Below are 19,860 nucleotides of genomic sequence, written 5' to 3'. Positions count from 1 at the left end.
CGCGCAAGGTGGTGGCTGCCGGATACATGGTGCTCGCAATTGCAGGGCTGGAGCACGCATCATAATGATCGAATTTGTCAACCATTGGCACACGTGTAACGCACCATGACAGACCAGGACATCGCGCAGGAAGCCACGGCATCGACACTATGCCGTTGTACTGGCGCGTGCGTGCATGACAAGGCATTTCCAATGATGCGGGTGATCAGTCGCGACAACGGCGTGGGGCTGACCCGCGACATGGTGCTGATGGCCGATACGCTGCGCGCCGGCGGCGCGCCGGTGCAGGAAGTGGGATTCACCAGTCAGCGCCTGCACGATACTGGGCGCGAGGCACGCCTGTGGGCCAGCCGCACGCTGTTCGGGCGGGTGCCGCTGCAGATCTTTTCCGAGCGCGTGTACAAGCGCTGCCTGCCGCTGGGGCAGATCAACCTGCTGGTGCCCAACCCGGAGTGGCTGCTGCCCAAGTGGCTGCCATTGCTGCCGCGCTTCGATGCGGTGCTGTGCAAGACCCACCATGCCGAGCGAATCTTCCGCAGCCTCGGGTGCGCCACGCGCTTCATCGGCTTCACCAGCCCGGATCGCCATGACCCACGCGTGTTTCGTCAGCGCGCTTTCTTCCACCTGGCCGGGCGCAGTACCGCCAAGGGCACGCGCGTCTTGCTGGACACCTGGCAGCAGCATCCGGAGTGGCCGCTGCTGACGGTGGTGCAGAACCCACGCACCGCCGGCAAGCCGGTCGTGGCCCCGAACATCGACCACCGCGTGGGGTATCTGGACGATGCCGAACTGCGCCGCATGCAGAACGCGCATCTGTTCCATATCTGCCCCTCCGAGGCCGAAGGGTTCGGGCACTACCTGATGGAAGCGCTAAGCGTGGGCGCGGTGACGTTGGCGACCGACGGCGAGCCGATGAACGAATTGATCAGGCCCGAACACGGGGTGCTGATGCCGGTGGCCGAGGTGCGTCAGCGTCGTCTGGCATCGTATTACTACGTGAACGCGGCAGGCATCGCGCAGGCAGTGGAAACCGCGCTGGCATTGCCACAGGCCCAACTGGACCAGTTGTCGGCCAACGCGCGCGCGTTCTACCAGGCCAACGATGCGGCATTTGCCGCGCGCTTTCGTGCTGCGGTGCTGGCCTCGCTACCGGAGCATGCAGTGGACGCTGCGGTCGCCGCGGCGCCGGCTGCCGTCGAAAACTGACGGCGACAACGCCTGCGTCGCCACTGTCGAACCACGCATCTTCCCGCGCGTAAGCCGAAGCAGGTGCTGCACGCGCCTTGCATCTGCGCTGCGGATGGCGGCAAGCGCCAATCCACGCCGGCGCGCGGCGCGCGATGGCAAATGCGCAGCACAGTCAGCTGCAACTCTTCCCGGACCAGCGCGGCCCAGCCCGCGTCCGCCGTCTGCAGGCCGTGCGCAGATGTGCCATCCAGCCAGGGAGATCACGATGGTCCATGCACCACCACGCGTTGTCGTTACCACTGCAATACTCGCGGCGCTCAACCTGGCAGGTTGTGCCAATTTCTGCGGTGCTAGGCACCATGCGCCTATGCCCTACGCGCATCGCGAGCCACCGCCACCGCCACCGCCGGGTGCAGGAATCATCGATGCGTTACCGCCCTGTGCGCCGGAACACGATGTGATCCCAATGCCGCCGCCTGCCGACGTCGCGCACCGCGCTGCGCCGCAGCGGCAGGATCGGGGAATCGGCGACGGCTGCCTGGTACATAGGGGCGTGGCACCGCCACCGCCGCCACCCTTCGATAGCGACCCATTCGACGCACCGGATGCCGCAGATGAACCGCCTGGCCTGCCGCCAGACGATTCCGAATTCGACGCAGCGCTGCAGGCGTGCGCGACCGCCGAAGGCAGCGCAGCGCCGTTCCCGCAGGCGCCTTCGCCGGACCTGCCGCCCGAGTTGCTGGCGCAATGTCTGGATGCCGCAGGATTCGCTCCGCCGCCGCCGCCGTTCCAGCCCCGGCGCTGAGGCAGGGACTCCACCCCAGCGGTCGGCAACGGTCGGGATGATCGAAGGGGCCGGTGCTGCGGCAATGGCGCGCAACCATCCTTGCGCTGGGTGCCTGGGGCGCCTGCGACGTGCGAGGCGTCGCCACGTCTGCGCAATGTGCGTGCTGCACTGCGGCTAACAGGTGGGCTCTTAATCCCCGTGCCACCGGCGGCATTGGGGCATCGCGCCATGTGCCAAGGCGTGGCGGTCATCGCGCTCGACAAGACCACGGTCGGCAGGCCGCTGGCCATAGCTTTTTTTCGAAACAATCCATATACTGCCCCCCAGTATTTTGCTGGAGCTGCCATGCCGCATTCGCCGCACGAGAAAAAGCGAGCGCTAGCACGCGTGCGCCGGCTGCGCGGGCAATGCGACGCGCTGGAGCGGGCGCTGCAGGCGGGCGCGGACTGCGCTCCGGTCTTGCAGCAGATCGCCGCGATCCGGGGCGCCGTGAACGGGCTGATGTCGCAGGTGCTTGAAGCGCATATCCGTGAAGATTTCGGGCACGCCGCCGCATCCGATGCGCAACGCGCCGAGCGGGTGCAGGATCTGCTCGGTCTGGTCCGGTCCTACCTCAAATAAATCTCCCACCGGGTCGGCGCTTGTCGCGCCCCCGTCCTCGAACCTCATCGTCAGGAGCGTCATCCCATGAAATCCCGTGCAGCAGTCGCATTCGGACCCGGCAAGCCGCTGGAAATCGTCGAAATCGACGTCGCGCCGCCGAAAGCCGGGGAAGTGCTGGTCCGCATCACCCACACCGGCGTGTGCCACACCGATGCCTTCACGCTGTCCGGCGACGACCCGGAAGGCATCTTCCCGTCGGTGCTCGGGCATGAAGGCGGCGGCATCGTCGAGGCAGTCGGCGAGGGCGTGACCAGCGTCAAGGTCGGCGACCACGTCATTCCGCTGTACACGGCCGAATGCCGCAAGTGCAAGTTCTGCCTGTCCGGCAAAACCAACCTGTGCCAGGCCGTGCGCGCCACCCAGGGCAAGGGCCTGATGCCGGATGGCACCACGCGCTTCTCCTACAACGGTGAGCCGATCTATCACTACATGGGCTGCAGCACCTTCAGCGAATACACCGTCGTGCCGGAAATTTCGTTGGCCGTGGTCAATCCGGAGGCGCCGCTGGAGAAGGTCTGCCTGCTCGGCTGCGGCGTCACTACCGGTATCGGCGCGGTGCACAACACCGCCAAGGTCAAGCCAGGCGAGAGTGTTGCCGTTTTCGGCCTGGGCGGCATCGGTCTTGCGGTGATCCAGGGCGCGGTGCAGGCCAAGGCCGGGCGCATCCTGGCCATCGACACCAATCCGGGCAAATTCGACCTGGCGCGCAGCATGGGTGCCACCGATTGCATTAACCCCAAGGACTACGACAAGCCGATCCAGGAGGTCATCGTCGAGTTGACCGATGGCGGCGTGGACTTCAGCTTCGAGTGCATCGGCAACGTCAATGTGATGCGTTCGGCGCTGGAGTGCTGCCACAAGGGCTGGGGCGAGAGCGTCATCATCGGCGTGGCTGGCGCCGGCCAGGAAATCAGCACGCGTCCCTTCCAGCTGGTGACTGGTCGCGTGTGGCGCGGCAGCGCCTTCGGTGGCGTCAAGGGACGTACGCAATTGCCGGGCATGGTGGAGCAGTCGATGAAGGGCGAGATCGACCTGGACCCATTCATCACCCACACCATGCCGTTGGAAGAGATCAACGAGGCCTTCCACCTGATGCACGAGGGCAAGTCGATCCGCACCGTGATCCATTTCTGACCAGGCGGCCAGGAGCGGCGCGCGGCCGCTTCCGCGCACGTGGTACCCGACACTCCGGGAGGAGCGTAATGACTAACGTGTCGATTCATCCTTCGGTAGATGATGGTGTTGCGCGAGGTGGTGCAGAAGATTTTCAAGGCGGCACGCTTGAATGTCACTGCGCCAGCGACAAGGTGACCGTCGAGGTGTCTGCGCAGACCGCGCATAACCATGCTTGCGGTTGCAGTAAATGCTGGAAACCCGATGGCGCGAAGTTCTCGGTGGTGGCGGTGGTTCCGCGCGACAACGTCAAGGTCACCGCGCACCCGGAAAAGCTGAAGATCGTCGACGAAGGCGCGACGATCCAGCGCCATGCGTGCACCGGTTGCGGCGTGCATCTGTATGGGCGGATCGAAAACAAGGACCACGCATTCTACGGTCTGGATTTTGTGCACACCGAGTTGTCGAAACAACAGGGCTGGTCGGCACCGGGCTTTGCCGCGTTCGTCTCGTCGATCATCGAAACCGGTACGCCGCCGGAGCAGATGGATGGCATACGCACGCGCCTGACCGAACTGGGCTTGCCGCCCTACGACTGCCTTTCCCCGGCATTGATGGATGCCCTGTCGGCGCATGTGGCACGCAAAAAGGGTCTGTTGCATTGATGGTCCAACCTTGCAGCCGGCGATCCGGCTGCAGGGTTTTCTCTTCGTAAGGAATCTCATGGAACGTATCGAACACCGCGCCTGCTTCGGCGGCTGGCAGGATGTCTATCGGCATCAGTCGCACACCTTGAACTGCAGCATGCAGGTGGGCGTCTACCTGCCGCCGCAAGCCGCCGACGGCCCGTTGCCGGTGCTGTACTGGCTGAGCGGTTTGACCTGTACCGAACAGAACTTCATCAGCAAGGCCGGCGCGCAGCGCTATGCGGCCGAGCATGGCGTGATCCTGGTTGCGCCCGACACCAGCCCACGGGGCGAGGATGTGGCCGATGCGGACGGTTACGACATCGGCAAGGGCGCGGGCTTTTACGTCGATGCCACGCAAGCGCCATGGGCGGCGCATTACCGCATGTACGATTACGTGGTGAACGAATTACCGGCGTTGATTGAAGCGACCTTCGCCACCACCGGTGCGCGTGCGATCAGTGGCCATTCGATGGGTGGGCATGGCGCGTTGACCATCGCATTGAAGAATCCGGGCCGCTATCGCAGCGTGTCGGCGTTTTCGCCAATCGTGGCGCCCAGCCAGGTGCCGTGGGGCGAGAAAGCATTTGGCCAGTATCTGGGGAACGACCGTACGACCTGGCAAGCCTACGATGCCACTGCATTGATTGCTGACGCGCAGGAGCGGTTGCCGCTGCTCATCGATCAGGGCGATGCCGATGAATTTCTGCAAACCCAGCTGAAAACCGTAGTGTTCGAAGATGCAGCCAGGTCCGCCGGCTACCCGGTGACGGTGCGGCTGCAGCCCGGCTACGATCACAGCTACTACTTCATCGCAAGCTTTATTGGCGAGCACATTGCGCATCATGCTGCGGCCTTGCGTGGTTGAGTGCCGCTGTTGGCGTATGCGGTTGGAGATGCAGTCCGGTGGATGAGGGCGGGGGCCACGCCGACGCAGTGCGTGGCGTCACGTTTGGCTGAGTGGCGTCACTCGCCCGCTCTGCCATCGGCGGCACTGGGCACTGCCAGCGCCGCCGACACATGACGGAGTGCAGTTCAGCGAACGTCGCGCAGTTCCCAGTGCGAGCCAGCCAGGGCCTGCATGCGCTGTTTGAACAGGTCGCCGGGAATGCTTGTCGTTGCAACCAGATCGATGCGCAGGTTGTGCTGCTTGCCGGTGACCGTCGCTGCCGGGTCGGTGATGCCCAGGCTGGGATCCACTTCGTCGGGGTCGGTCTGTAGCTGGCGCCAACGGTCGAACCACGCCGGATCGCGCAAAGCCGCCTGCAATTGCTCGGCAAAGGCCTCGGCGCCATTGGCGGTGAAGCTCACCGAGGGCGCGCTGCCACGGGCGAGCTTGGGATCGGGCAGGCTGATCGAATAGCTGACAGGCATATGCAAGGCTCAGATGGATGACGCCGGGACGGTAGTGCAGCGCAAGTGAGCATCCCGTCGACGGGCGGGCAGGGAGCTCCACACGCGCAGGTGGACGGCGCCAGCAGCCAACAGCCAAGTCTCCGTTCGCTGATAAAAAAGGCGCCTTTCGGCGCCTTTTCTTTGGAACTCCGACGACTTACTTCAAGGCCTTGAAACGCAAACGCTTCGGGCCGGCGTCGTCGCCCATGCGGCGGCGCTTGTCTTCTTCGTACTCGCGGTAGTTGCCCTGGAAGAACTCCACGTGCGAATCGCCTTCGAAGGCCAGGATGTGCGTGGCGATACGGTCCAGGAACCAGCGGTCATGCGAAATCACGAAGGTGTTGCCGGGGAATTCCAGCAACGCATCTTCCAGCGCACGCAGGGTTTCGATGTCCAGGTCGTTGGACGGTTCGTCCAGCAGCAGCACGTTACCGCCCTGCAGTAGGGTCTTGGCCATGTGCAGACGACCGCGCTCACCACCGGACAGCGAACCGACCATCTTCTGCTGGTCCTGGCCCTTGAAGTTGAAGCGGCCGATGTAGGCGCGCGACTGGATTTCGATGCCGTTGATGTTGAGGATGTCCAGGCCGCCGGCGATTTCCTGGAATACGTTGTGGTTGCCCTCCAGTGCGTCGCGGCTCTGGTCCACGTACGACAGCTGCACGGTCGGTCCGACCACGATCTCGCCGGAGTCCGGCTTTTCCTGGCCGGTGATCATCTTGAACAGGGTCGACTTACCGGCACCGTTGGGGCCGATGATGCCGACGATGGCGCCCGGTGGCACGATCATCGACAGGTTGTCGATCAACAGGCGGTCGCCGAACTTCTTGGACACGTTCTTGAACTCCATCACCGCGTTGCCCAGGCGCTCGCCCGGCGGGATGAAGATCTCGTTGGTTTCGTTGCGCTTCTGGTAATCGACCGATTGCAGCTCTTCCAGGCGGGCCAGACGTGCCTTGCCCTTGGTGCGGCCGCCCTTGGCGTTCTGGCGCGACCATTCCAGTTCCTTCTGGATCGCCTTCTGGCGGGACTTTTCCTGGTTGTCTTCCTGCTTGAGGCGCTCGTCCTTCTGGGTCAGCCAGTCGGTGTAGTTGCCCTTCCACGGAATGCCGCGGCCACGGTCCAGTTCCAGGATCCACTCGGCGGCGTTGTCGAGGAAGTAGCGATCATGGGTTACCGCCACCACGGTGCCGGTATAGCGCGCCAGGAACTGCTCCAGCCATTCCACCGACTCGGCGTCCAGGTGGTTGGTGGGTTCGTCGAGCAGCAGCATGTCCGGCTTCTGCAGCAGCAGGCGGCACAGCGCCACGCGACGCTTTTCGCCGCCGGAGAGCTTGCCGACGATGGCGTCCCACGGCGGCAGGCGCAGCGCATCGGCCGCCACGTCCAGCTGGTTTTCCAGCGTATGCGCATCGGCGGCGGCCAGGATCGCCTCCAGGCGCTCCTGCTCCTTGGCCAGCGCGTCGAAATCGGCGCCTTCTTCGGCATAGGCCAGATACACCGCATCCAGCGCGGCCTGGGCCTGCAGCACGTCGCCCACGCCTTCTTCCACCGCCTCGCGCACGGTGTGCTCGGGATTGAGCTGCGGTTCCTGCGCCAGGTAGCCGACCTTGATGCCCGGTTGTGGGCGTGCCTCGCCTTCGAAATCGGTGTCCACGCCGGCCATGATCTTCAGTACGGTGGACTTGCCCGCGCCGTTCAGGCCCAGCAGGCCGATCTTGGCGCCCGGGAAGAAGCTCAGCGAGATGTCCTTGATGATCTGCCGCTTGGGCGGGACCACCTTGCTGACGCGGTTCATGGTGTAGATGTATTGCGACATGGGGGCTCCGTGGACGCAGGCAGCCCGCCGGCCGAGGCCGGAGGCAGCGGAAAAGGGGTTGCGCCAATTATACGGGCAAGTGGCTTGAGCCGCGGCAGCACCCTTGCAGCTAAACCGCACCTTACTTTCGACCTGAATAGGCTTTTTCGTAATCGATTCCAGCAAGAATGCGTTAAGGCGGTCCGCCCCTTAATGAAATTACGACACCGCGAACAGGAACTGTCATGAACCGCAAACGCATCGTTACCGTTGTGCTTTCCTCCATCCTGGCGCTCGGTGCCTTCGCACCTGCGGCGTTCGCCGGGGATTGGGACCGCGACCACGATCGCCGCGGCCATGACCGTCACCATGGCCACGATAATCGAAGAGACTGGCGCGACGCCCGCCGTGACGACCGTCGCGAGTGGCGCCAGGACCGCCGCTACTACAGCAACGGCTATCGTGAGGGTTACCGCGATGCCCGCTACCAGGACCGCCGCGACGACCGCAATCGCGTCTACGTCTACGATCGCCCCGCGTACTACCGCGCCGGCCCGCCGCCCCGTCCGTATTGGGCCCGTGGCCAGCGCTACCACGGCCCGGTCTATGTGGTGAACGATTACGACCGCTACGACCTGCGCCGCCCGCCGTACGGCTACCGCTGGCAGCGCGACGACCGCGGCAATCTGCTGTTGGTGGCCATCGCCACCGGCATCATTGCCGACCTGGTGCTCAACAACTAACACGGCGCGGCTGCCCGTTCGTCCCCGGCCGCGACCGGCAATCGAGCCGGCCATCACGCAAAGGCGCATCGTCGGGTGCGCCTTTGTCATGTGCGCAGTGCGGGCACACGGGCGGCACGGGCTGCGCGATTGGTCACCCGTGCGGCAGGGGCTTACAATCGGCAACCCTACTGGCAATAGCTGCCCCGGAGCTTGGAATGTTCTCGCGCGATGTCCGACTGGAAACCTACGACCCCGAACTGGCCAAGGCCATCGCTGCTGAAGCCGGCCGCCAGGAGGATCATGTCGAGCTGATCGCCAGCGAAAACTATTGCAGCCCGCTGGTGATGGAAGCGCAGGGCAGCCAGCTGACCAACAAGTACGCCGAAGGCTATCCGGGCAAGCGCTACTATGGTGGCTGCGAGTTCGTCGACATTGCCGAACAACTGGCGATCGACCGCATCAAACAGGTGTTTGGCGCCGATTACGCGAACGTCCAGCCGCACAGCGGTTCCCAGGCCAACCAGGCGGTGTATCTGGCGCTGCTGCAGCCGGGCGACACCATCCTGGGCATGAGCCTGGCACATGGCGGCCACCTGACCCACGGCGCAAAGGTCAACGTCTCCGGCAAGCTGTTCTACGCGGTGCAGTACGGCGTCAACGAGCAGGGCCTGATCGATTACGACGAGGTCCAGCGCCTGGCGACCGAGCACAAGCCGAAGATGGTGGTGGCCGGTTTCTCCGCGTATTCGCAGAAGATCGACTGGGCCCGCTTCCGCGCCATCGCCGACAGCGTCGGCGCCTATCTGTTCGTGGACATGGCGCACATTGCCGGGCTGGTCGCCGCCGGGGTGTACCCCAGCCCGATGGAACATGCGCACGTGGTCACTTCGACCACGCACAAGACACTGCGTGGCCCGCGTGGCGGCATCATCGTCGCCAAGGGTGCCAGCGAAGAGCTGCAGAAAAAGCTGCAGTCGATCGTGTTCCCCGGCATCCAGGGCGGCCCGCTGATGCACGTCATCGCGGCCAAGGCGGTGGCGTTCAAGGAGGCGTTGGAGCCGGCGTTCAAGACCTATCAGCAACAAGTGGTCAAGAACGCCCAGGCGATGGCCAATACCCTCATTGCGCGCGGCTACAAGATCGTCTCCGGCGGCACCGAGAACCACCTGATGCTGGTGGACATGATCGGTCGCGATGTCTCCGGCAAGGACGCCGAAGCTGCGCTTGGCAAGGCGCACATCACCGTCAACAAGAATTCGGTCCCCAACGACCCGCGCTCGCCGTTCGTCACTTCCGGTCTGCGCCTGGGCACCCCGGCGATCACCACGCGCGGTTACCAGGAACAGGACAGCATCGACCTGGCCAACTGGATCGCCGACGTGCTCGACGCGCCAACCGACGAAGCCGTGCTGGCGAAGGTGCGCGATGCCGTGACCGCGCAGTGCAAGCGCTATCCGGTTTACGGCTAAGCGTCGCAACGTCATGCAGGTGATCGCACGCAGGCTGGGCGCAGCGTCGAAGTACGACCGCCTTGCCTGTGTGCGTGCCGACGGTTCGCACTGCGAAGTGGATCTGCCGCGACAAGGCATCCTGCCGCATGACCTGATCCATCTGTGGGTGGAAAGCCGGCTTGGCCTGAGTGACGGCTTCATCGGCCTGGTCGCCAAGGGGGCGGACATCGACTATGCCGGCAAGGAGCTGCACCGGCATGTCGATCCGCAACGGCAGATGCAGGCCGGGCAGGCCGAGTCTGTGGTCGAAGCGCTGCAATCGCAGCTGTGGTCCGGGCAGTTCGACGATGCCATGTTCCACTACGGGCTGGCGCAGGCATGCAGCATGCGTGGCGTCACGCCGCCGGAGCTTGAAGGCGTTGCGCCAAAAGAGGATCTGTTCGTACCGCTGACGCGGTTGGGCGCAGCCTGGAATGCGATGGCAGCAGGAACGGAGTGGCGGCTCGCGTTTCCCTGGCAGCCTGGAATGGAAGGACACCCCTAATGCATTGCCCCTTCTGCCAGCACAACGATACCCGGGTGATCGATTCGCGGGTGTCCGAAGACGGCACGACGATCCGTCGGCGCCGCGAGTGCGAGGCGTGCGGCGAGCGGTTCAGTACGTTGGAAACGATCGAGCTTAAGCTGCCCACCGTGGTCAAGAGCGATGGTGGACGCGAGGCGTTCGATGCACGCAAGCTGCGCACCAGCTTCGACCGCGCGCTGCAGAAGCGGCCGGTGGCCGAAGAGCAGATCGAGGCGGCGGTGCGCGCGGTGGTGCATCAGCTGCGCATGTCCGGCGAGCGCGAAGTGGGTTCGCTGCGGGTAGGCGAATACGTGATGGTGGAGCTGCGCAAGCTCGATCATGTCGGCTATGTGCGTTTTGCCTCGGTGTATCGCAGCTTTCAGGACGTGGCCGACTTCCGCGAGGAAATCGAAAAGCTCGAACGCGAACTGCCGGTCGGCAGCGAACAACTGCCGCTGCTGGAAGCGGCATTGGAACGCGCCGGCAAACCTGGCAAGCGATGAGCGCGATGCGCATCGCCTGCGTTGCGCAAACGCCGCAGTACCTGCCTGCGATTGCGCAAGCGCATCTACAGGCCTTCGGCGCGCTGCTGCCGGAGTGGAGCATCGATGAGGCGCTGAGCGAACTGCGCAGCCATGCGCGCGATGGCGTCATTCCCACGACCTGGGTGGCGCTGGATCAAACGCAGTGGCTGGGCTCGGTGAGCCTGCTCGAAAACGACGACGCACGCATCCGGCAATGGTCGCCGTGGTTGGCGTCGTTGTACGTGCAGCCGCAGGCGCGCGGGCAGGGCATCGGCGAGGCGTTGGTCGCACACTGTGTGCAGGCCGCCGCGCAGCTGGGCGTGCCGCTGCTATACCTGTATTGCCAGCCGGGCTTGGCGCCGTTCTACCAGCGCCTGGGATGGCAGATACATACCGGGTTCCTGCTGGGCCCGATGCAGATCGTGGTGATGCGCATTACGCCGGGAGTGCAACGCAATGCGTGAGGCCACAACGACCGCCAGCGCCGACGACCATCGCTGGATGGCGCAGGCGTTGCGTCTGGCCGAGCGCGGCGCCTACACCACCCGGCCCAATCCGATGGTGGGCTGCGTCATCGTGCGCGATGGCGTCTGCGTGGGCGAGGGCTTTCATCAACGTGCCGGCGGCCCGCATGCCGAAGTCTTCGCGCTGCGTGCAGCGGGTGAGTTGGCGCGCGGTGCCACCGCGTACGTGACGCTGGAGCCATGCGCGCACTATGGGCGTACCCCGCCATGTGCGCTGGCCTTGATCGATGCCGGCGTTGCGCGTGTGGTTGCAGCAATGGCCGACCCGTTTCCGCAGGTCAATGGCGGCGGGTTTGCGCTGCTGCGCGAGGCCGGGATCGAAGTGCTGAGCGGCGTGATGCACGCGCAGGCGCGCACGCTCAACCAGGGATTTCTGTCGCGGGTGGAGCGTGGGCGGCCGTGGCTGCGGGTCAAACTCGGCACCAGCCTGGACGGACGGACGGCGCTGGCAAGCGGTGAATCCAAATGGATCACCGGAAGTCACGCGCGTGCCGATGGGCAGCGCTGGCGCGCACGTGCTGGCGCGATCCTGACCGGTGCAGGTACGGTGATGGCCGACGACCCATCCATGACGGTGCGGCTGGGCGAGGACATGCCGGTCGTGCCGCCGCTGCGCGTGGTGCTCGATGCCGGGCTGCGGACGTTGGCGTGCAGGAACATTCGTCAGGGCAATGCGCCAACGCTGTATCTGCATGGCGAAAATGTGGCCGCACCTTCGCTGGACGATGCGCAGTTCCTTGCGATGCCGTTGCAAGCTGGACGCTTCGATCTGGCGGCGGTGCTGGCGCTGCTGGCCGAGCGCGGCATCAACGAAGTCCACGTGGAAGCCGGCGCCATGCTGAGCGGTGCGCTGCTGCAGGCCGGACTGGTGGACGAACTGCTGGTCTACATGGCGCCGGTGTTGCTGGGCGACACCGCAAGGCCGCTGGTCGCTGGCCTTGGCATCGAAACGATGGCGCAGCGACATGCACTGCAGCTGCTGGATGTGCGCCAGCTGGGGCAGGATCTGCGTCTGCGCTATGCGCCGGCTGTTGCCGGGTGAGAGCTGCATGGCGCCTGCGATGCTGCGCGGCCGTGCTATTGCGCGCATAAAAAAGGCCCCGCATGCGGGGCCTTGGTGTATCTGCGAGGCGCCGATCAGAAGCTCGCGCGCACGCCGACCTTGTACTGGTTGGCGTTGTCGACGAACTGCGCTTCGGCGACCAGGCCCCAGGTGCGGGTGAAGTTGACCTGGCCACCCAGGGTGCCGACGAACTCACCCTTGTCCACGTCGCTACCGTCGATGTAACCGGCCTTGATCCAGGCTTCGGTGCGCGGCGAAGGCTTGCCACGCAGGCCCAGGTTGGCCAAGCCCAGGTTGCTCGAGTCCGACGCATCGTCGACCGAACGGCCGCGCAGGCGCAGGTCGGATTCGACCTTGGCGCGCAATACGCTGATGTCGGCGGTGAACTCCACGCGCTCGGTCATTTCTTGGCGGTAGCCGATACCCAACGTGGCCTGCTGCAGCGTGCCCTCGAGCACAAAGCCTGCACCGAGGTTGTAATCCTTGTTGGCGCGCTCATAGCTGGCCAACAGGTAGACCGGCTGGGCAATCTGCCAGGAACCGCGAATGTAGCCGCCGTCGATATCGTCCGAATCGCCATTGACGCTGATTTCGGTACGGTTCCAGCCGCCTTCGACGTAGTTGTAGCTCAAGCCTTCCGCAGACGCGGCAAACGGTGCGGCAGCCAGCAGGGCAGCCAGAATCAGGGTGTTACGCATTGGATGTCTCTCTCCGAATTGATGTCCGTGTCTCCACCCCGTTGCGAGGTGGAAAAGAACGACGTCTCCCGTCGCGGCGCGTAAATTAACAGATCCTTCACAATCCTGGCTATGGGGGATTTCCCGACATGACGCAGTGTCCTGCCAGCCTTGGTCCCCGCTCGGCCATTGCGTCGATGTGCCCTGTTAAACTTTGCGCACCGGTTCGCCGGTACTCACGAACGTCTTCAGGGCGGGGTGCGATTCCCCACCGGCGGTAGGCATGCGCAAGCGTGCGAGCCCGCGAGCGCTTGCACTCCAGGGTTGAGCGGATCAACGCCAAACGCCTGCCGGGCAAGGTCAGCAGATCCGGTCCGATGCCGGAGCCGACGGTATAGTCCGGATGAAAGAAGACGGCCAACGCGCGGCCTTGCGGCTGCGCGCGCGCCTGTTTGCTTTGCCTTGCGGCGTTTTTCGCTCAACTCCTGCGAGAAACGACTAATGTCCATGCACCACCAGCCGCGCTGTGCCGCGGCCTTCCAGCGCTCCATCACGGCAGCCGTGCTGCTGCAAGCGGGGGCACGCTGATGTTCACCGGCATCATTGAAGGCGTCGGCCAACTGGCCGCGCGTCAGCCGCAGGGCGGCGATGTGCGCTTCACCTTCGCCACCGGCACGCTGCCGTTCGAAGCGGTCCAGTTGGGCGAAAGCATCGCGGTCAATGGCGTGTGCCTGACCGTGATCGCATTCGACGCGGCCAGTTTTCAGGCCGATGCCTCGACCGAAACGCTGTCGCTGACCACCCTGGGCGCGTTGCCAGAGGGCGCACTGCTCAATCTGGAACGCGCGATGCGGCCTACCGACCGGCTTGGCGGGCACCTGGTCAGCGGACATGTGGATGGCCTGGGCCAGGTGCAGTCGGTCCATGACGATGCACGTGCGCAGCGTTGGCGGTTTGCTGCGCCGGCGTCGGTGTTGCGCTATGTGGCCAAGAAGGGCTCGATCTGCGTGGACGGCGTGAGCCTCACCGTCAATGACGTAGACGAAGACGGCTTCGAGGTCGCCTTGATTCCGCATACCGTGGCCCACACCGCGTTTGCGCAGACTGCGGTCGGTGCGGCGGTGAACCTGGAAATCGATCTGGTGGCGCGCTATGTGGAACGCCTGCTCGGCACGCGGGGGGCAGCATGAATTTCGCACCCGTTCCGGAACTGATCGAAGAACTGCGCGCCGGGCGCATGGTGGTCATCGTCGATGACGAAGACCGCGAAAACGAAGGCGATCTGATCATGGCCGCCGAGTTGGTCAAGCCGTCTGACATCAACTTCATGGTCACCCACGCGCGCGGGCTGGTGTGCCTGTCGCTGACCCGCGAGCGCTGCGCGCAGCTGGGTCTGGCGCCGATGGTGCGCAACAACACCGCGCAGTTCCAGACCAACTTCACTGTCAGCATCGAAGCGGCCGAAGGGGTGACCACCGGCATTTCGGCCTACGACCGCGCGCACACCGTGCGTACCGCCGTACGCCCGGATGCCCGGCCCCAGGATCTGAGCCAGCCCGGGCATATCTTCCCGTTGATCTCCCAGCCCGGTGGCGTGCTGACACGGGCCGGCCACACCGAAGCGGCCAGCGACCTGCCGATGCTGGCCGGGCTGGAACCGGCCGGTGTGCTGGTGGAAGTGCTCAACCCGGACGGCAGCATGGCGCGCCGCCCGCAATTGGAAGTGTTCGCGCGCGAGCATGGCCTGAAGATGGGCTCGATCGCCGACCTGATCGCCTATCGGCTTGCCAATGAGCACACCGTCGAGCGCGTGGACGAGCGGCAGATCACCACCGAATTCGGTCCGTTCAAGCTGGTGACCTACCGCGACCGCATCGCGCACGACCTGCACTTTGCGCTGGTGCGCGGTCGCGCCGATCCGCAGACGCCGACGCTGGTACGCGTGCAGGTGGAAAACCCGCTGGCCGACCTGCTGCACTGGCAGCGCGATGACTTCGGCGTGGCAGCCACCGACGCCTTGCGCGCGATCGCCGCCGAAGGGCAGGGCGTGATGGTGGTGCTGTCGGCGCCACGCGACAGCGAATCGCTGCTGGCACGGCTGCGCCAGCAGCCCGAAGCGGCCGCCAATGCCAAGGACGTGAGTCAGTGGCGGCGCAACGGCGCCGGCGCCCAGATCCTGGCCGACCTCGGCCTGGGCAAGTTGCGCGTGCTGGGCACCCCTCGGCGCCAGGTGGGGTTGGCCGGGTTCGGGCTGGAGGTGGTTGAGTATCTGGAATGCCACCCCGGTGAAGGCGTGCGCTCGGTGCCGCCGTCTGCCGTTCCCTGAGATGGCTGCGAGCTCACTTGGCCGGTCCCGTTGGTCTGGACTGTCAGTTAGCTGACGGCGCGCGGCTGTCAGCTGCGCGCTGCGTGTGGCGGCGCTGAAGTGGCCCGGGGCCGGCTACCGGTTCCAGCCGTGGCCTGCCCCCGGCCGTTTGCGCAGTGGGCCATTTGCCACGCCCTGTGTTGCTGAAACGCATGGCCGGGTCTGCTTTGGCCGACCCGGCCCACACGCGTCGGCCAGGCCTGGGCCCGGCAGCTGTTAAACTTCCCGCCCCCTCGAGTTGCCGACCCGCATGACCCACTACGAAGGCGATCTTCGCCCCACCACCGCGCGCTTTGCGATCATCGCCAGCCGCTGGAATGCCCGCATCACCGACGTGCTGGTTGCCGGCGCGCGCCAGAGCCTGGCCGGCAACGGTATCGGCGAAGACGCCATCGACGTGATCCGCGTGCCGGGCGCCTGGGAGATCCCGATCGCCGCCAATCGCGTGGCGCAGTCCGGCCAGCACGGCGCGATCATCGCGCTGGGCTGCGTGATCCGTGGCGATACCCGCCACTACGAGCACGTGGCCGACCTGTGTGCCGAAGGCCTGATGAGCGTGCAGCTGCAGACCGGCGTGCCGGTGCTCAATGGCGTGCTGGCGGTCGAACGCGTGGAAGATGCCGAAGCCCGTGCCGGCGGCAGCCACGGCAATAAGGGCGAGGAATGCGCGCTTGCAGCGCTGGAACTGGTGAATTTGATGGAGTTGTTGCCATGAGCAAGCCCGGTGGGCATTCGCGCCACGGCCGTCGCGACGGCATCGACCCGGTGCTGCGCTCGCGCGCACGTCGGCGCGCCTTGCAGGCGGTCTATGCCTGGCAGATCTCCGGCGGCTTCGCCAAGCAGGTGATCGCCCAGTTCGCGCACGAGCAGGCGCACGAAGTGGCCGATCTGGCGTACTTCGAGAACCTGGTTGAAGGCGTGCTGAGCAACCGTGCCGAGCTGGATACCGCGCTGACGCCGTACCTGGATCGCAGCGTGGAAGAGGTCGATGCGATCGAGCGCGCCGTGCTGCGCCTGGCCGCCTACGAATTGCTGTACCGCCAGGATGTGCCGTACCGCGTGGTGATCAACGAAGCGATCGAAACTGCCAAGCGCTTCGGCTCCGAGCACGGCCACACCTACGTCAACGGGGTGCTGGACCGCGCCGCGGTGGAGTGGCGCAAGGTGGAGTCGGGCGCCAGCGGCGCTAGCGGCGCCTGAGGCGCCGCGGGAATGGAGAGTCGGGAATGGGGAATCGTAAGAGCACCATCTCCGATATCTCCTGACGCGCTTTTGCGATTCCCGATTCCCTTCTCCCGATTCTCGCCTACATGCCCGAATTCGATCTAATTGCCCGTCTGCGTGCGCGCATTACAGCGCGTGCCGATGTGCCGCTGGGCATTGGCGACGATGCGGCGTTGCTGCAGCCGCCGGCCGGTGAACAGTTGGCGATCACTGCCGATACGCTCAATGCAGGCGTGCATTTTCCGCACGAGACGCGCGCTGACGATCTGGGCTGGAAGACCCTGGCGGTCAATCTCTCCGATCTGGCGGCGATGGGCGCGCAACCGCGTTGGTGCACCTTGTCGTTGTCGTTGCCGCACGACGATGCGGCATGGGTGGATGGCTTTGCCGATGGCTTCTTCGCGCTGGCTGATGCACACGACATTGTGCTGGTCGGTGGCGACACCACGCGCGGGCCGTTGTCGTGCGCGGTGACTGCGATCGGCAGCCTGCCGCCGGGCGCCGCGCTGCGGCGCGATGGTGCGCGCGTTGGCGATGATGTGTGGGTGACCGGCGCGCCGGGTGAAGCCGCCGCCGCGTTGGCGTTGTGGCAGGCCGGCCAGTTGGATGTGACCTGCGCGGCGGCCGACCCGTTGCACGAGCGCTGGCGCGGCAGCCTGCTGCGTCCGCAGCCCCGCGTGCAGGCGGGGCTGCGCCTGCGCGGGCTTGCGCATGCCTGCGTGGACATCTCCGACGGGCTGCTGGCCGATCTGGGGCATCTATGCGAACGCAGCGGCGTGGGCGCGCGCCTGATGCTTGCGGCCTTGCCGGCGATGCCGCGCAGTGCAGGAATCGACGTGGTGCAGTGCCTGGGCTGGCAACTTGGCGGTGGCGACGATTACGAGTTGTGTTTCACCGCCGCGCCGCAGCATCGCGATGCCGTGGCGCAGGCAATGGAATTTGCAACGGTGGCTGCAACGCGCATCGGCCAGATTGTCGCCACGCCCGGCGTGGTGGTACACGACGCCGAGGGCAACCCCTGGCACCCACCGCAGCGCGGCTACCAGCATTTCGTCGGCTGAGGCGTGGGGTTGGAGCGTGCGGTGGATGCGGGCAGTGCCGATGCGCTGCGCTGAGACGATGCTGCTGCGCTGATCGTTGGGTGCCGTAGCGGAGGCGGCGGTGGCGCCTGCTGCGAAGTTGGGTGGAGCGCATTGGAAACAACGGGTGCTGCCAGCCCTCATCCGCCCTTCGGGCACTTTCTCCCGCGAGCGGGAGAAGGCAGCGAACCGGTTTGCCCGGCCGCTCCCGCTTGCGCAAGCAACGAATCCCGAATCCCGAATCCCGGCCCTTGAGCCATACCGTACCGTCTGGTACGTTCGCCCCGTTCTCCCCCCGAACCACGGATGCATCGCAGTTGCCGCTGGGCCATCCCGGCCTGGCCTCGCGTGGGAGACAGCAGCATGAGCAAGCGTTGGATCGGGAGCATCGCCGCACTGGCGTTGCTGTTGGCATCGGCGTCGGCCGTGGCAGGCGCCTTCAGCAAGACCTATGAACGCATTCCCGGCTGGGACGGTGCCCAGATGGGCGCATTGGTGTTGGTGCCGCAAGGGCAGGGCGCCGGGCCGTTTCCGCTGATCGTGATGCCGGCCAGTTGGTCGTTGCCCAATCTGGAATATCTGGGGCGCGCCACCCAACTGGCCAGCGACGGCTACGTGGTGGTCAGCTATACCTCGCGTGGATTCTGGGATTCGGCCGGGCAGATCGATATCGCCGGGCCGGACACGGTGGAAGACGTCAGCGCGGTGATCGACTGGGCGTTGGCGCATACGCCGGCCAATCCGAATGCGATCGGTGCGTCGGGCATTTCGTACGGGGCAGGCATCAGCCTGCTGGCAGCCGAGCGCGACCCGCGGATCAAGGCGGTGGCCGCGCTCAGCGGTTGGGCCGATCTGGAAGCGGCGCTATATTCCAATCGCACCGTCAGCCAGCAGGGCGTCGGCCTGCTGGTGGGTGCGGGCGCACTCACCGGCCGGGCCGGCCCGGATCTGGCGCAGATCGGCGCACGCGTGGCGCAAGGCGATTACGATGGCGCGGTGCAGGGCTTCCTGCCGCAGGCCGCCTCGCGCAGCCCTGCGACCGATGTGGCAGCGCTCAACGCGCGTGGGACCGCGGTCTTGTTGGGTAATGCCTTCAACGACGGCCTGTTTCCGCCGAACCAGACCATCGCGTTCTTCAACCAGTTGCGTGGCCCCAAACAACTGCTGCTCAGCCAGGGCGATCACGCCACCGCAGAGCTGCCTGGTGCGTTGGGATTGCCGAATGAGATCTATACCGCGACCACGCGCTGGTTCGATCGCCATCTCAAGCAACTCCGCAACGGCGTGGACGCAGAAGCACCGGTGCGGCTGTCGCCACGTGCCGGGCAATGGCTGGACTATCCGGACTGGGCATCGGTGCAACAGGCAACCACGCAGCTGGGTCTGTCCGCACCAGCCGGCTTGCTGAGCCCCACCGGTGGATTGACCGGCGGGACGTTCAGCGGGTGGCAATCGCGCATCGCCACCGACGTGCCGACCGTGGCCGATTCCGGGGTGGTGCTGGTCAGCGGTTTGCTGCAAGGCATCGGCCTGCCGGTGAGCACCTCGATTCCGCTGGTCAACCGCGCCGGTGCCGCCGTGTGGGTCGGCTCGCCATCGACCAGCACCCGGCGCCTGGCCGGTAGCCCGTCGCTACGCGTGACAGTGGTGCCCAGTCAATCGAAGGTGAGTCTGTTCGCGTATCTGTACCGCATGGATGGCTTGGGCGTTGCGCAACTGATCACGCATGCGCCGTATTCGTTGCGCAACGCCACGCCGGGGCGCGCAGTCACGCTGGACTGGCCACTGCAGGCGGCGGCAACCGAGATTCCCGCAGGGCAGCGACTGGTGTTGGTGATCGACACCCGCGACGCGCGCTACACCGATGCCAGCGAGGGCGGTGGCACGGTGACATTCACCTCGCCAGTTGCAGCGCCCTCCGTGTTGAACGTGCCGCTTCGGTAGGGCAGCACGCCGTATCTGCATCGTCCCAGATCGTCCGCCGCGAGACTGGCGAACAGCGGCGGGTGGCGTGCCATCCGCCGAACCCGCAT

The 19,860-nt window shown here is 65.5% G+C and carries 21 protein-coding genes and 1 riboswitch; of the genes, 18 read left to right on the top strand and 3 right to left on the bottom strand.

Annotation, left to right across the window (positions count from 1 at the left end):
- Positions 1–105: 105 nt before the first annotated feature.
- From LN450_RS03085 to fghA, 6 genes are all read left to right on the top strand, one after another.
- Positions 106–1,206: a glycosyltransferase gene (locus LN450_RS03085; protein WP_011346390.1), complete on the top strand. Its 1,101-nt coding sequence runs from the start codon at positions 106–108 to the stop codon at positions 1,204–1,206.
- A 448-nt stretch (positions 1,207–1,654) separates the two neighbouring features.
- Positions 1,655–1,993: a hypothetical protein gene (locus LN450_RS03080; protein ID WP_039417284.1), complete on the top strand. Its 339-nt coding sequence runs from the start codon at positions 1,655–1,657 to the stop codon at positions 1,991–1,993.
- Between the two features lie 327 nt (positions 1,994–2,320).
- The gene (locus tag LN450_RS03075) at positions 2,321–2,596 is read left to right on the top strand and encodes a metal/formaldehyde-sensitive transcriptional repressor (protein WP_005911021.1); all 276 of its coding nucleotides are present in this window, start codon (positions 2,321–2,323) and stop codon (positions 2,594–2,596) included.
- 66 nt (positions 2,597–2,662) lie between these two features.
- The gene (locus LN450_RS03070; protein WP_008576768.1) at positions 2,663–3,772 is read left to right on the top strand and encodes an S-(hydroxymethyl)glutathione dehydrogenase/class III alcohol dehydrogenase; all 1,110 of its coding nucleotides are present in this window, start codon (positions 2,663–2,665) and stop codon (positions 3,770–3,772) included.
- A gap of 68 nt (positions 3,773–3,840) precedes the next feature.
- Positions 3,841–4,416 carry an S-(hydroxymethyl)glutathione synthase gene (gene gfa / locus LN450_RS03065; RefSeq protein ID WP_011346393.1) on the top strand — a complete coding sequence of 192 codons (576 nt, stop codon included), beginning with the start codon at positions 3,841–3,843 and terminating at the stop codon, positions 4,414–4,416.
- Between the two features lie 58 nt (positions 4,417–4,474).
- Complete coding sequence (fghA, locus tag LN450_RS03060; RefSeq protein ID WP_011346394.1) at positions 4,475–5,305, top strand: S-formylglutathione hydrolase; 831 nt, start codon at positions 4,475–4,477, stop codon at positions 5,303–5,305.
- A 167-nt stretch (positions 5,306–5,472) separates the two neighbouring features.
- On the opposite strand, the gene LN450_RS03055 is transcribed toward fghA, so the two are convergent.
- Both LN450_RS03055 and ettA read right to left on the bottom strand, forming a co-directional pair.
- A complete protein-coding gene (locus LN450_RS03055) occupies positions 5,473–5,811 on the bottom strand; it encodes a hypothetical protein (protein WP_011346395.1) in 339 nt (112 codons plus the stop codon).
- Positions 5,812–5,989: 178 nt separating this feature from the next.
- Positions 5,990–7,651, bottom strand: coding sequence for an energy-dependent translational throttle protein EttA (gene ettA / locus LN450_RS03050; RefSeq protein WP_011346396.1), 1,662 nt, complete (start codon positions 7,649–7,651; stop codon positions 5,990–5,992).
- Between the two features lie 224 nt (positions 7,652–7,875).
- On the opposite strand from ettA, the gene LN450_RS03045 reads away from it, so the two are divergent.
- From LN450_RS03045 to ribD, 6 genes are all read left to right on the top strand, one after another.
- Positions 7,876–8,373 carry an RcnB family protein gene (locus LN450_RS03045; protein ID WP_011346397.1) on the top strand — a complete coding sequence of 166 codons (498 nt, stop codon included), beginning with the start codon at positions 7,876–7,878 and terminating at the stop codon, positions 8,371–8,373.
- A gap of 197 nt (positions 8,374–8,570) precedes the next feature.
- Positions 8,571–9,824, top strand: a complete 1,254-nt coding sequence (gene glyA / locus LN450_RS03040; RefSeq protein ID WP_011346398.1) for a serine hydroxymethyltransferase — start codon at positions 8,571–8,573, stop codon at positions 9,822–9,824.
- A 13-nt stretch (positions 9,825–9,837) separates the two neighbouring features.
- Complete coding sequence (locus tag LN450_RS03035; RefSeq protein WP_011346399.1) at positions 9,838–10,350, top strand: hypothetical protein; 513 nt, start codon at positions 9,838–9,840, stop codon at positions 10,348–10,350.
- Positions 10,350–10,874: a transcriptional regulator NrdR gene (gene nrdR, locus LN450_RS03030; protein WP_003490311.1), complete on the top strand. Its 525-nt coding sequence runs from the start codon at positions 10,350–10,352 to the stop codon at positions 10,872–10,874. Before LN450_RS03035 ends, nrdR begins: the two co-directional genes overlap by 1 nt.
- Positions 10,871–11,359, top strand: coding sequence for a GNAT family N-acetyltransferase (locus tag LN450_RS03025; RefSeq protein ID WP_011346400.1), 489 nt, complete (start codon positions 10,871–10,873; stop codon positions 11,357–11,359). Before nrdR ends, LN450_RS03025 begins: the two co-directional genes overlap by 4 nt.
- Positions 11,352–12,461, top strand: coding sequence for a bifunctional diaminohydroxyphosphoribosylaminopyrimidine deaminase/5-amino-6-(5-phosphoribosylamino)uracil reductase RibD (gene ribD, locus LN450_RS03020; RefSeq protein WP_011346401.1), 1,110 nt, complete (start codon positions 11,352–11,354; stop codon positions 12,459–12,461). Before LN450_RS03025 ends, ribD begins: the two co-directional genes overlap by 8 nt.
- 95 nt (positions 12,462–12,556) lie before the next feature.
- Here ribD and LN450_RS03015 read toward each other — a convergent pair whose 3' ends face one another.
- Positions 12,557–13,180 carry a hypothetical protein gene (locus LN450_RS03015; RefSeq protein WP_011346402.1) on the bottom strand — a complete coding sequence of 208 codons (624 nt, stop codon included), beginning with the start codon at positions 13,178–13,180 and terminating at the stop codon, positions 12,557–12,559.
- A gap of 219 nt (positions 13,181–13,399) precedes the next feature.
- Positions 13,400–13,578, top strand: a riboswitch (FMN riboswitch).
- A gap of 168 nt (positions 13,579–13,746) precedes the next feature.
- Between LN450_RS03015 and LN450_RS03010 the strand changes: the two genes are divergently transcribed.
- From LN450_RS03010 to LN450_RS02985, 6 genes are all read left to right on the top strand, one after another.
- Entirely contained in the window at positions 13,747–14,349 is a 603-nt protein-coding gene (locus LN450_RS03010; protein WP_005920959.1) for a riboflavin synthase, read from the top strand.
- The gene (gene ribB, locus LN450_RS03005; RefSeq protein ID WP_011346403.1) at positions 14,346–15,485 is read left to right on the top strand and encodes a 3,4-dihydroxy-2-butanone-4-phosphate synthase; all 1,140 of its coding nucleotides are present in this window, start codon (positions 14,346–14,348) and stop codon (positions 15,483–15,485) included. The genes LN450_RS03010 and ribB overlap by 4 nt, the downstream gene beginning before the upstream one ends.
- A 289-nt stretch (positions 15,486–15,774) precedes the next feature.
- Entirely contained in the window at positions 15,775–16,239 is a 465-nt protein-coding gene (gene ribH / locus LN450_RS03000) for a 6,7-dimethyl-8-ribityllumazine synthase (RefSeq protein ID WP_003490334.1), read from the top strand.
- Positions 16,236–16,724, top strand: a complete 489-nt coding sequence (gene nusB / locus LN450_RS02995; RefSeq protein ID WP_005910971.1) for a transcription antitermination factor NusB — start codon at positions 16,236–16,238, stop codon at positions 16,722–16,724. The genes ribH and nusB overlap by 4 nt, the downstream gene beginning before the upstream one ends.
- Before the next feature lie 110 nt (positions 16,725–16,834).
- A complete protein-coding gene (gene thiL, locus LN450_RS02990) occupies positions 16,835–17,809 on the top strand; it encodes a thiamine-phosphate kinase (protein ID WP_011346404.1) in 975 nt (324 codons plus the stop codon).
- A 381-nt stretch (positions 17,810–18,190) separates the two neighbouring features.
- Positions 18,191–19,771, top strand: a complete 1,581-nt coding sequence (locus tag LN450_RS02985; protein ID WP_011346405.1) for a CocE/NonD family hydrolase — start codon at positions 18,191–18,193, stop codon at positions 19,769–19,771.
- The last annotated feature ends 89 nt before the right edge of the window (positions 19,772–19,860 follow it).

This window comes from Xanthomonas euvesicatoria pv. euvesicatoria, from assembly GCF_020880415.1.
GTDB lineage: Bacteria > Pseudomonadota > Gammaproteobacteria > Xanthomonadales > Xanthomonadaceae > Xanthomonas > Xanthomonas euvesicatoria.
This window is presented reverse-complemented; position numbering and strand designations above follow the sequence as displayed.